A 9914-nucleotide genomic window follows, 5' to 3' on the forward strand; every position below is an offset into this window, starting at 1 on the left:
CCTAGGCGCTGTGGACGAGGATCGAGATGTACTGGGCGAGCTGGTGGGCCGGGGCCGGGGTCTGGCATCGCGCCCACAGCCTGGGCTTGTTGAGCGCGGGAGTGGTCGCGAGCGTGACCCTGGCTTCGAAGGACCCGGTGGCGAGTGCGTTGCCCGAGGTCAGCTTGTACGACCCGTCGGCCGTAGCGGTTGCCTGCGGCTGCCCCTGCGCCTTTTCTCCTCCATCGAGAGGCTCGACTTCGCACCGCGGTCCCAGCGGATTGCGCAGACCTGTCGTGCGCCTTTCCCACGGTTGGCGGGACAGGCGATTAAATACCGGAGCATGACTACAGAGCCGCAGCGCTTCCGTATCTTGTTGGTCCCTGAACACATCGTGAACAAAGGCGGCGCCTCCGTGGAGGACTCGGCCGTGCGATCGGCAGTCGTCGAGGCGACGGGCGAGACGGGTGCCTCGGGCTACCCCCGCTACGCCGGGGACGGGATCGTTGCCGACATCGACCCCAGTACACGTACGGTCGAGGCGGTGCTGGTCGATGGTGCAGAACTGGACTACGGGCTGAACGCCAGGGTCGCTTCCTGATCGTCTCTGTTCTCCCGGTGGCACCGCGCAGCGAGTGCCGCTGCCTGTTCGATGGCCCGTTGAATGCAACGGGCCATCCAGCAAGGCGCCAGAACGTTCGGTAGCGCCGACTGACTTCGTAGCTGACAGCCGACCCCGCTTGTCGCCGAGTTCGGGCTCCCCGAGCCGAACGGAAGTTCGCTCAGTGGCACGCTTTCTACGACGGAAAGCTGGTCGAGCCAGTGCTTTGCGTACGGTGCTGAACAGTCATCGGACGGCACGCAGGGACAAGACGTAGGTCCGAACACCCTCCGCCTCCGACATTCACTCCCGGGACCCACTACTTTCACCCGGTTGGAGTGCTGACCGAGCCTGCCGGTACGGACACCTGAACAATCCGTGTCATAGGCCTCACGGAAAGCGAGAACGGCATGGCAGCATTTCCGGTCACGGGTTCACGGCGCCGAATACGTAGCGCACACGTCATGGCGGCCGGGTGCGCCGTGGCCATGTGTACGGCCCTGGCGGCCCCTGTCGCCGCGGTAGGTGGCACGACCACCACCACTTCCACGACCAAACCCACCATCGTGCTGGTGCACGGGGCGTTCGCGGACGCCTCCAGCTGGAATGGGGTGGTCGAACGGCTTCAACGCCGTGGCTACACGGTCATCGCTCCCGCCAACCCGCTGCGCGGGCTGTACAGCGACTCCACCTACATCGCCTCCGTGCTGGACAGCATCAAGGGCCCGATCGTGCTGGCTGGTCACTCATACGGCGGCGCCGTGATCAGCACGGCCGCCGCGGCCAACCCCCGGGTGAAATCCCTGGTGTACGTCTCGGCACTGATGCCCGACGTGGGCGAGAGCGGAATGTCCCTGGGAGCCAAGTTCCCCAGCGAACTCGGCACCGCCACGAAGTCCGTTCCCTACCGGGCCGGCGGCGTCAGCGGGACAGACCTGTACCTCAAGCCCGACAGGCTCCATCCGGTCTTCGCCGCGGACCTGCCGGAAAGCACCGCGAGGGTCATGGCGGTCACCCAGCGACCTGCGGCGACGACTGCGTTCTCGGAGACGGCCAAGGTGGCCGCCTGGAAGCACATCCCGTCATGGTTCCTCGTCGCGAAGCAGGACAAGACCATCAATCCCGACCAGGAACGCTTCGAGGCGAAACGGGCGGGTTCACACACGGTGGAGATCGACTCCTCCCACGTGGCCATGGTCTCCCACCCCGACGCGGTTACCGCCCTCCTCCTCCAAGCCGCCACGGCGACCGATTCCACCCGGCCGGCGCTGGCCGCCACCGGAACCACCCGTGGCGCCCAGGCCGAGACCGCACTCACCGGCATCGCCGCCGGCTCGTTGATCGCCGGCGCAGGAGCCGTCCTCCTGGGCCGCCGCCTGAGGCGCTCCCGGCCGTGACACTGCTCCGGGACAGCGTCAACCCGCGGCTGACGGTGATCCTCAAAAACGGCTCTGCCCGCAGTCCCGCGTGAAGGCCACAGTTCCGGAGCTCCAGCCGCGCCGAAGCGACGCGTCTCATATGGCGTCGAGGTCATCCTCACGCTCTAGGTCTCGCAGGACACTGGCCAGGTGCATCCGGCTGATCCTCGTTTTGGGGTGATCAGGCCCGAGCGCGCGTACACGTGCCCGCAAGATGGCGCGGTGCTCCTGTTCCACTTGCTCCAACCGCCCGAGATCTCGCAGGACAAGGGCAAGATTATTCCTGCTTGTGAGGGTTTTAGGGTGTTCGTCACCGAGGGTGCGCCTGCGGGCTTCCAGGACCGCAGCGTGCTCCTGTTCGGCCTCCTCCAAACGCCCGAGCCGACGCAACAAGGAAGCGCGGTTGGCCCGACTCGTCAGAGTTTTCGGGTGTTCGTCACCGAGGGTGCGCCTGCGGGCTTCCAGGACCGCAGCGTGCTCCTGTTCGGCCTCCTCCAAACGCCCGAGCCGACGCAATAGTCCGGCGAAGCTACTACGGCTGCTGAGGGTGTCGGGATGCTCCGGCCCCAAGAGCCGGATGCGGGTGTCCAGCGCGATGCGGTGCTGGGCCTCGGCTTCTTGCAGGCGACCCATCTCACAGAGGACCAGGGCCAGATCAGCGTGGCTGGAGAGAGTGTTCGGGTGCTCGGGGCCCATCACGTGCAGCCGGGCCGCGAGCACCGCTCGGTGCCCGGCTTCGGCCTCCTCCAGGCGTCCCAAGTCGAACAGGCATGTGGCGTGATAGTTGCCGGCCGTCAGTGTCTCAGGATGATCGGCACCATGGACGCTGGCCATGGCTTCGACGGCCGTTCGGGCACACTGCTCGGCCTCGGCAAGGCGCCCCAACTGGCGCAGCATGACGGCGAGGCTGCTTTGGCTGGTCAGGGTCTTGGGGTGCAGTGCTCCAAGGTGGGTCATGTATTCCTGATGGGCGCGGCTGTATGCCTGTGCCCCGATGGCGTACAGCCCGTAGTCATGTGCGGTCGAAGCCAGGCGTCCGGCTTCGCTCGCGTCCGCGAGGGGCAACACCGCCGAGAACACACGCTCGGGAACCTGCGTCTCTGGGGTGGCTTGGATCTGGCTGGTGTCGACAAGGTAGTCGAAAACGTCGACGGGACCGTCAGCGACGTCCAAGCCACCGACAGGGACGAGTAGAGAGGTAGTAGCTCGGCGTTGCCGGGTGGCCCATGACCAGGCCTCTTCGAGTGCCTCTGGGCGCAGACGCGAGCCGCCCCGTTCGTACAGGTAGGCCTCGTGCAGACTATTCAGGAGCGCCCGAGGGAGGGGACGGGTGAGACCAGCACGTCGGCAGTCGACTGCAGCGGCGATGAGTGCCGCCGCCCGTGGACGATTTCCCACGTCCCATGCGTCGAGCCAGTCACCAAGCAGTTCCGGCCCCGCGGCAAGGTACTCGGCGAGCCCGTAGTCTCCGGCGCAGTTGAGGGCATCGGCGATCCGGGAATCCCACGCCCTGGTCCGCGCCCGGCAACGCTCGTTCCACGTGAACAGCCGCGCCAGCCGAAGCTGTACTGCTTGCTCAAGAGTTTCGCGCGCTTCGGAGAGCGCTGCGGCATCTGCGGTCCCTGTGTCGGTGTGAGCGGTGTACCGCGTCATCTCCGCCGATCGAAGAGTGCCGACAATGACACGGTGGTGACCACCACCGGTGGTCAGGCGACTGATACTTGACCTCGACAACCCTTCAGGGCCGAGAAAGCGCTCCATGCCGTCCAGCCAAAGAACACATCGGGGCAGCCGGGAGGCCCGCGCAACGGCGGCGGGCAAAGCCAGTCGGTTCAAGGGCGCGATGAGAACATGATCGGGCAGCGCGGTGCACATGGTCTCGTACGCCAGGCGCGACTTACCTGCGGTGGACTCTCCTATCAAGAGAACAAAGCCGCCGGCCGCCAGCAACTCCACGACGCGATCGTGAATGTCGCGCGGCACGTAGGGCGGTACGCGATGACGCCCCGCACGAGGACCGTATCCGACAATCTGGTCTGCACGAGGACCTGGTTCATCCGCATCCCTTGCGGGATGGACTCCGAGCAGAATCGGATCTGGCACTTCCCGTACTAGGGGTAGTTGACCTCCGGGCAGAACCACGCAGTCCCGGAGCAACACAAGATCACGTTCCTCTGCACGCTCCCGCATCCGTTGGAAGTCGGTCAGGAACGCAGGCATGAAGGCCCCCGCAACGGCCGCGACCACCGCTCCCGGGACCAATAACCACCACCAGGTAATCGCGGCTGCCGCGAGCACTGCGGGAGCCGCGGCACAAAGCGCAGCCGTGCAGACCACAACCACAGTCGTCAACATCCTTGAGCCGCGCAGAAATCTCGTCATCCCACCCCACCGCCCCAGCGCCTGGGCGCACCTCGGAAACTGAAACCTCCAGTCCGCGCCGGCGTTCGCCTGCCGTCGCCTGGAGTCGCTTATAGCGATATACCCTCAACATGCTGTAAGTCAGATGGGCTTTCCTGCAGGAGTACGTGCGTGGTGCCGCCGACCGTTGGGTCGGCGGGCCCAGCGATCAGTGACGGTCAGTAGACGGTCACGGGGTCCTTCGCAGCGGAACGATGTCGGGGCTTGCCAGCGGTTCTTTCCGTACAGAGGACGTGGGGGGATACGAAAGTCGGGGGTCGGGTTCCTCGTTCAGGGCGACGATCGGCGCGGAGTGCCGGAACAGACTGCTTGGGCGACGTCAAAGAACGTCGGTACCCCCATAGCCAAGGAGTTCTGCCATGCGCGTCGCCGGAAAGATCCTGCTCGGAATCCTGGGACTCGCCGTGCTCGCCGGAGTAGGTCTCTGGTTCAGCATCAGACACGTCGCGAGCGACATCACCTCGCACATGATCACCACGGCCCAGTTCAAGGGCGTTCACGTCGGCGAGAACCGGGACGCCGTGCGCGACCGCCTCGGCGAGCCCGGCGGTCTCCAGCCGCAGGACAAGCCGAAGCCGCCGGCCGGCACCACCTGCGACTACTACCTGCAGAAGCACGTCTCCCTGGAGAAGAAGCAGACTTTTCAGATCTGCTACCGGGACGGGAAGGTCACCGCCACCCAGACCCTGCCGTCCGCCGAGGACGAGGCCGCCCAGGACAACGACAAGAGCAGCGAGAACGCCAAGCCCTGAGCCGCTCGGTCTCACGCCGGCCCACCGGGGCACGCTCCGTCCCGGCGAGGCGCAGCCACTGTGCGCCGGTCGGCGGCAGTTGCCGGAACGATCAGCCGAAGGGCTCTTTACCTTGGAACACGTGTCCGTTTCCTCTGCGCCGACCTCGGGTGCGGCTCGCCCTGCCCGGATCCAGTGGCCCTCCGAGCCGATTGCCTGGGTGCTGGCGGGGCTGATCGCCTCTGGAGGACTCCTGCCGGCCGCCGCACCGCGGTCCCTGCTGCCACTGCCGCTCGCTGTCTCCCTTGTCCTGGAGTGCGCCACCGGGCTCCTGCTGGCCTGGCGGCGCGACCGGCCCACGCTGGTGGCGGCCGTGGTCGCCGGAGCGAGCCTGCTGACCGTTCAGCCGGCCCTGCCGTTTGCGATGTACTCGATGGCCAAACGGCGGGCAGCGAGCCCTCTGCGGTACGGCGTCTACGCCACCGCGGTGCTCAGTCAGTTCACCATGGGCGCCCCGGTGGTGGGCGTCATGGGGGCAGCCCTGCTGGTGGGCGCGCCCACCTCGCGCGGCACGGTGATCCGGTACCGGCACGCCAGACTGGAGCAACTGGCCGAGCGCGCCGAGCGGGCCGAGCGGGAGGCACTGCTGATCGCCCGACGGGTCCGTGCGGAGGAGCGGGCCGCGCTGGCGCGTGAGATGCACGACGTGGTGGCTCACGAGGTGAGCCTGATCACGCTGCACGCGGGCGCGCTGAGTGTGGACCCGCAGGAGTCGGAGCGAGCCCGCGAGACCGGTGAGTTGATCAGAGTTACCGGCAGGCGCGCGCTGGCTCAGCTGCGCCAGATCCTCGATGTGCTACGTGACCCGGAGACCGTAGAGAGTTCCTTCCAGCCCGGCCCGGCACTGCGGGATCTGCCCCAGTTGCTGGCCGACTCGGCGGTGGCGGGCGTGCCCGTGGACTGGGCACCGTGGTCCGCGACGGTGACGGAAGTCCGGGTCGGCGCACAGCCGTTGCCGCCGGCGGTGGAGCACACGGTCTACCGAATCGTCCAGGAGGCGTTGACCAACATCCGCAAACACGCCCACGGCGCCCGCGCCACGCTGGGGCTGCGGGTGAACAGGGAGAACCTGGAGTGCGAGGTGACCAACCTGGTGACCGGCCTGCCCGGCGAGGCGGCCGGCGAGGGCGCGGGCTTGGGCCTGCGCGGTCTGCGGGAGCGGGCCGCGCTCCTCGGTGGCACCCTGGACACCGAGAACCGGGACGGCGTGTTCCGGCTCCGGGTCCGGCTGCCCGTCGCGCCGCCCGCACCGAATGGGGAGCAGGAGACGATGAGGGCAGAACCCGTCGGGGAGGCTCAGTGATCCGGGTCCTGCTCGCCGACGACGAGGCCCTGGTCCGCACCGGGTTGCGCCTGCTGCTGCAGACCGCTCCCGACATCACGGTGGTCGCCGAGGCCGACGACGGGCGGGCCGCGGTCGAGGCCTGTGTCCGGCTGACCCCTGACGTGGTGCTGATGGACGTGCAGATGCCCGGCCTGGACGGAGTGGGCGCCGCCAGGGAACTGTCCGCGTTGCCCGCACCACCGCGGATCCTGATGCTGACCACGTTCGACGCCGAGACCTATCTCCTGCCGGCGCTTCGGGCCGGCGCCCATGGCTTCCTGCTCAAGGACGCCCAGCCGGGCCAGGTCCTGGACGCGGTACGGAACACCGCGGCCGGCCTCCATGCCCTCGCCCCCGAGGCGGTGAACCACCTGGTGGCCCGGGCGGCCGCCGAGCCACCGCCGACCGTGCCGCCCCGGCTTCCCTCGCTCACACCACGCGAGAGGGAGGTGCTGGTGGCGATAGCGGACGGGCTGAGCAACGCCCAGATCGGCCGGCGGCTGAGCCTGCGCGTGCCGACCGTGAAGGCCCATGTCTCCCGGATCATGGAGAAACTGCACTGCGAGAGCCGGGTACAGGCCGGGCTGCTCGCCATGCGCGCAGGGTTGCGCGGAGAGGCGAGTCCCACGGACCAGGTGTGATCTCGCGGCCGGGGGCCCGTTGTGGCTCTGTCCGGGATGCGCGTGGGCGCCGCCGGGCAGTGTCCGCCCGCGCCCAGAGGACGACCAGATCAACTCTGACTCCACAGCTGGTTGGTCCCGCCGTTGCAGGTCCACAGCACCAGCGATGTCCCTTGGCTCGTCGCCGCGTTGCTCGCGTCCAGGCACAACCCGGAGTCGACGTTTGTGACGGTCCCGTCCGAGTTGAGCAGGTTTACCCAAAGGGGCCACGTACCGACGTGCATCGTTCCGGCTCCTCCGGATACGCATCCTCACCCGGCCGTGATTACGGCGCCCATTCAGCTGCTCATCCTCAGCGGGCTGTTTACAGCTGGTACCAGTCGTCTCCGCCGACTCGTAGCGAACGTCCGAGGTAGTCCCGCAGGTTGTTGGCCACCCACCGGCGGCTGTCGCTCTCATGTTCCCAGACGAAGATGTCTGCCCGCTGTGGCTTCTGCACGAAGGCGAACTGGTCACCGCCCCCGTTGCTCCCGAAGAACAGAAGGGCGTCGAACGGCATATACAGCTGCGCGAAGGACTCGTTGGACCAGAAGAGCAGATTCTGCTCGGCGATCTGGTCGGAGTTCCAGACCGTGTCCACATGGGAGTGGCCAACCACCCCGTTGCTCTCCCGAAGCAACTGCTTGAGCTCGGTCGGCAGGGTTCGCCCCAGCCGCCTTTCAGCTTCGACAATCTCGGACATCTCAGTCGGCTCCCGAAGCCCTGCCCCGGGAAAGATCTCCCGCACTGCTTGCCTCCACATGATCGCGAGCTTAGCCACGCCTGCGGAACTCGTACGTCATCGGCCCACTGCGACACCTCACCAACACGTGCGTGCGGTGCACGACTTGCTGAGAGACGGCCGGCACGATGCCGACCACGAGGTGCGCTCCGGGCACCGGCAGCGGCAGCGGACTGAGGGTTACGGTCCACTCCCAACGAAGCCGACAGCCGTCTCATCCGGCCCAGTCGACACAGTGCGTGTCAGGAACCTGGTCCGGCTGGGTCTCTAGTCGGTGTCCGTCGCCGCCAGCACGGCGATCCGGCGGCAGTCGGGCGACAGGGCGGCTATGCCGTAGTCGGAGCCGATGTCGTTGTGGAACCAGTCCGTATCGGCCTCGAAGTGGAACCATGCGCTCTGCCGGACATGGCGCTCCACCTCATCCGCGCTCGCGCCCTTCGGAGCGCCGCTGAGCCCCGCCATCGAACGCCACGCCCATAGCCGCCCGTAGGCACCGTGCACGCCCGAGGTGCCCATGCCGCCCATCGACGCGGTGGCGAAGAGCAGGCGCCAGATTTCGTCCACCGGACGGTTGGAGATCTCAAAGCGATCCGTGGGGCCGAGCCCGTCGACGCATGCCATGGGCAGGGTCGGCAGTACAGCGGGCACCCGCTCGGGTGCGATGGTCTCGTCCAGCATGAAGACCCAGGCGCCGCAGTCACCCCACTCCCCTGCCTGTACGGCGGCGACGATGCTCTCGTACATGTCCGTGGTGGCGATGTCGCGAAGGGCGGACCGCTCGGTGGTACGTGGTGTCGGCGGGCTCATGCGGCCCTCTTCGGGCAACCGACGCGGCACCCCACTGGCGGAGCCGCGGATCGAGCGGCTCGGGAAGTCGGCGTTGGCCTCGAAGTCGCGGCGGTGCACCGGCAACCAGGCCAGGGGGTGCCAGCCAGGTCGTACGAGTGGCCAGGAGCGGAGCGTCGGGAACGTGTCGATGTCCACGCCGCGGAGCACCAACTCCTGGAAGAGGCAGGCGCGCAACTCGTCCAGCCGCTCCCACTCGCGTCCATCGAAGACGGTGGCTGCCAGGTCGGCGACCTGCTGGTGCTCCGCGAGCAGTGAGGCGACGAACCACGGCAGGAGACCGGAGCCCGTAGTGGATGGGCGCTTTTCATCGAGGAGTCGGAGCAGCTGTACCAGGCTGTCACGGCCGGGAGTGAGGGCAAGTACCCGCACCACGTGGTCCAGCTGGCGCTCGTACTCCCGCACCTGGTCGACAGCGGCCGCGCGCAGGTCGGCCAGCCGCATCCCCAGCTCGCGCACGTACGAGGCGTCACCTTGTGCGGCGCGCTGTTCGGCCTGGCCCCACACGAGGCCGCCGAGATCGCCCTTGGTGTCTTTCACGGTCTGCCACCTAAATCCTCGGCCTCGTGCAGCGGTCTCAAAAACTGACGATCATCGTTGACACCTGGGGCTCCGATCACTACGGAGATCCACATGTCGAAGTCCGGGCCTGCGAGCTGCTCACTCATCGAAGACCGGGTACACGTCGGCATAAGGGTCCGGCTCGCCAGTCAAGGACCTCAGTCCGGCGACGAGCCGGCGGCGCTGTTCGCGGACTGATCGGCCAGCCCGACGCCGAGGTGCCCGCGGCCATCACCACCACGGTCATCACGGTCGTCGCAGGTCTCAGCCCGCAGGAGGCATGGAAGGAGCCGATCCTGCGTCTGGCTGACACCATCATCGGTGTGGCCGCCGGTGTCGCTGCGGCGATCCTCCTGAACGAGATCGGCAGAGGGGGGCGCGGAGGCCGCAGTTCTCAGCACGACGGGCCGCGGGCAGATCCGCCAGGCTGACCTCCTGAACATCGTCTCGATCTCCGGTCTCCGCGTCTTTCGCCCTCCGCGCCACGCACGCCGAAGTCGTGGAGTTGTCACGTCATTTCATACGAGTGCGGTTCCCTTGAGGTGAGATGAGGTGAGATGAGGTGCATACAT

General features: G+C 67.4%; 9 protein-coding genes. 5 read left to right on the plus strand and 4 right to left on the minus strand.

Features of this window, described 5'->3' with window-relative positions:
• Positions 1–322: 322 nt before the first annotated feature.
• Complete coding sequence (locus tag AQJ27_RS51030; protein WP_067385899.1) at positions 323–580, plus strand: hypothetical protein; 258 nt, start codon at positions 323–325, stop codon at positions 578–580.
• A 464-nt stretch (positions 581–1044) separates the two neighbouring features.
• Positions 1045–1977, plus strand: a complete 933-nt coding sequence (locus tag AQJ27_RS51035; protein WP_235614100.1) for an alpha/beta fold hydrolase — start codon at positions 1045–1047, stop codon at positions 1975–1977.
• Between the two features lie 117 nt (positions 1978–2094).
• Here the strand turns inward: AQJ27_RS51035 and AQJ27_RS54430 are convergent, their stop codons facing one another.
• Positions 2095–3954 (minus strand): tetratricopeptide repeat protein, encoded by a 1860-nt coding sequence (locus AQJ27_RS54430; protein ID WP_159064682.1) that lies wholly within the window; start codon positions 3952–3954, stop codon positions 2095–2097.
• A gap of 824 nt (positions 3955–4778) precedes the next feature.
• Between AQJ27_RS54430 and AQJ27_RS51050 the strand changes: the two genes are divergently transcribed.
• The 3 genes from AQJ27_RS51050 (at position 4779) to AQJ27_RS51060 (ending at position 7175) form a co-directional block, all read left to right on the plus strand.
• On the plus strand, positions 4779–5171 hold the full coding sequence (locus AQJ27_RS51050; RefSeq protein WP_067385908.1) for a hypothetical protein: 393 nt from the start codon (positions 4779–4781) through the stop codon (positions 5169–5171).
• A gap of 121 nt (positions 5172–5292) precedes the next feature.
• Positions 5293–6513 (plus strand): sensor histidine kinase, encoded by a 1221-nt coding sequence (locus tag AQJ27_RS60455; protein WP_159064683.1) that lies wholly within the window; start codon positions 5293–5295, stop codon positions 6511–6513.
• Complete coding sequence (locus tag AQJ27_RS51060; protein WP_067385914.1) at positions 6510–7175, plus strand: response regulator; 666 nt, start codon at positions 6510–6512, stop codon at positions 7173–7175. The genes AQJ27_RS60455 and AQJ27_RS51060 overlap by 4 nt, the downstream gene beginning before the upstream one ends.
• Positions 7176–7264: 89 nt before the next feature.
• Here AQJ27_RS51060 and AQJ27_RS54435 read toward each other — a convergent pair whose 3' ends face one another.
• The 3 genes from AQJ27_RS54435 to AQJ27_RS51070 form a co-directional block, all read right to left on the minus strand.
• Entirely contained in the window at positions 7265–7438 is a 174-nt protein-coding gene (locus AQJ27_RS54435) for an RICIN domain-containing protein (protein ID WP_079065971.1), read from the minus strand.
• 80 nt (positions 7439–7518) lie between these two features.
• Positions 7519–7896, minus strand: a complete 378-nt coding sequence (locus tag AQJ27_RS51065) for an SMI1/KNR4 family protein (RefSeq protein ID WP_235614099.1) — start codon at positions 7894–7896, stop codon at positions 7519–7521.
• 306 nt (positions 7897–8202) lie between these two features.
• Complete coding sequence (locus tag AQJ27_RS51070) at positions 8203–9321, minus strand: DUF6183 family protein (protein ID WP_067385916.1); 1119 nt, start codon at positions 9319–9321, stop codon at positions 8203–8205.
• Positions 9322–9914: the final 593 nt, after the last annotated feature.

The organism is Streptomyces olivochromogenes (assembly GCF_001514115.1).
GTDB lineage: Bacteria > Actinomycetota > Actinomycetes > Streptomycetales > Streptomycetaceae > Streptomyces > Streptomyces olivochromogenes.